Below are 2381 nucleotides of genomic sequence, written 5' to 3' on the forward strand. Positions count from 1 at the left end.
CGTCCGGTCCTCTCAGTTCATCGCTGATCGGTTCCGTTCGATTCATATGGTTCTAGTATAGGAAAAGGAATTTCTCGGGGCCGCCTCTCGGCGGCCTTGCGAAAAACAAATCCAAGTTAGACCATTTCAAATGGTTCGATGTCTGCCCGGATGCGACACAGCTTGTGTGTCCATCCTCGCAGTATCCGGTTCTCAAGGTGCACGCCCCGCGGCTCATCCGGTCCGACCGGGCCGCGCGGCAAGGAGATATATTGCCAGACCGGAGGGGCCCCGTGGGCGGGAATCTGGGCGTACACATTTCCTACACATCTTGGGATTCTCAGCTGTGTTTGCCGGTAATAAAGAGGGGACCTCGTTTCCGAGATCCCCTCCTCCGTCTAACTATAGAAATAGGCTTTCAAAGCCTTAGGCCAACAGCTTGCGACCGGACTCCTCAATCGCGTCAAGTGCTGCATCAGCCTCGGCGGCATCCGTGCCCTTAGCGAAGATGTACAGCTTAATCTTGGGCTCGGTGCCGGAAGGACGAACAATACCCTTGTTGCCACCCTCAAGATCGAACTCAATGACGTTAGCCTTCGGCAGGCCGTTCACGCAGGTGTTGTAATCCACGACAGTCTCAATTTTGGAACCGGCGAGTTCCGCGGGCGGGTTCTCACGCAGACCAGCCATGATGCCGGCCATCTTTGCCGCACCCTCAGCGCCCGGATAGCTCAGCGAAATCGTCTTGTTGTGATAGTAGCCATACTTCTCGTAAAGCTCGCGCATCGCATCGGCAAGGTTCTTGCCCTGGAGCTTATAATACTGCGCCATCTGGCAAATCAGAAGCGAAGTGCTCACGGCGTCCTTGTCGCGCACGTGGTCACCGGCCAGATAGCCGTAGCTCTCCTCAAAACCGAAGATAAAGCGATCGACCTCGCCAGCATCGGAAAGAGAAGTAATGATGTCGCCGATGTACTTGAAGCCCGTCAGGCAGCGGCGGAGCTCAAAACCGTACTCGTCGGCCAGAGCGTCAACCATGGCGGAAGAAACGATAGTAGTAACGGCAACCTTCTTAGTGAGGTCCTCACCGCGGGCAGCACGGGTCTTGCAGATATAGTCGAGCAGCAGAACGCCCATCTCATTGCCGGTCAGCAGCAGATAGTCATCGCCATTCTTAACGGCAACGCCAACACGGTCGGCGTCGGGATCGGTTGCAAGCAGCAAATCAGGGTGAACCTGCTCGCAGAGATCGATGCCCTTCTGCATGGCCTGACGGATCTCGGGGTTAGGATACGGGCAGGTCGGGAAATCGCCGTTAGGCTCCTTCTGCTCGGGAACAACCGTGACATCGGTGATGCCAGCGCGCTCGAGCACCGTCGTGACGGGAATGAGGCCGGTGCCGTTGAGCGGAGTGTAGACGAGCTTAAGCGGAGCGCCAGCGATCTCCTCGGCAGAAAGGTTAGTCACGCCGCGGGCGAGAACGGCGTCGTAATAACGCTCGAGGCACGAGTCATCGATCCATTTGACCAGACCCTGCTCAAGAGCCTCATCGAAGTCCATGGACTTCACGCCGGTGAACGTATCGGTCTCGGCGATAGCCTTAGAAATTGCATCAGCGGCCTCGCTGGTGATCTGGCAGCCGTCAGGGCCATAGGCCTTATAGCCGTTATAAGACGCCGGATTATGACTAGCGGTCATGCAAATGCCACCGGAGCACTTAAGGTCGCGGACGGCCCAGGAGAGCGTCGGCACAGGAGAAATCTTGGGATACACGAGGGCAGTCACGCCGTTTGCTGCAAGAATGGCAGCCGTCATCTTGACAAACAGCTCACCTTTATTGCGGCTATCACGAGCGATGGCGACCGTCGGATGCTCGAAGGTCGCATTGAGGTAGTCAGCGAATCCCTGGGTCGCACGACCGACCGTATAGATATTCATACGGTTAGTGCCCGCACCGATAGTGCCGCGAAGGCCGGCAGTACCGAAGGCGAGATCCTGGAAGAAAGCGTCGGTGATGGCGTCCTCATCACCCTGCTCCTTCATCGTGTTAAGCTCAGCGAGGAGCTCCTCGTCCTTGACATTGGCAATCCAAGTATCAAGCAGCTCATGAACATCTGCCATGTGAGTCCTTCCGTCACAATCAATAAAACGACCCGTGTAAAACAGGACAAGCGCAGCAGTGCGCTAAAGCAAATATTAGTCCATTGAGAACAAAGAACCGACCAAAGAACGGTGAACGTCTATATTCAGCGGTGGATGATTAAATTGATTTAATTGCATAAGGAATGTTGCGTGTAAACGCAAAAAAGGGGGGAGGCCGCGAGGCCTCCCCCTTCTCAGTTCAAGCGTACGGCTCGGTGCCGTCCACCGGTCAGCGGCGCCCTGGCCTCCCACGGGCTGAC

At 56.2% G+C, this 2381-nt stretch carries 1 protein-coding gene; it reads right to left on the minus strand.

What is annotated here, in order from left to right; genetic code table 11:
* Nucleotides 1–405 precede the first annotated feature (405 nt).
* Complete coding sequence (locus DWZ01_RS10515) at nucleotides 406–2100, minus strand: phospho-sugar mutase (protein ID WP_117848981.1); 1695 nt, start codon at nucleotides 2098–2100, stop codon at nucleotides 406–408.
* Nucleotides 2101–2381: the final 281 nt, after the last annotated feature.

Source organism: Collinsella sp. AF28-5AC (assembly GCF_003457875.1).
In the GTDB taxonomy this organism is placed as follows: Bacteria; Actinomycetota; Coriobacteriia; order Coriobacteriales; family Coriobacteriaceae; genus Collinsella.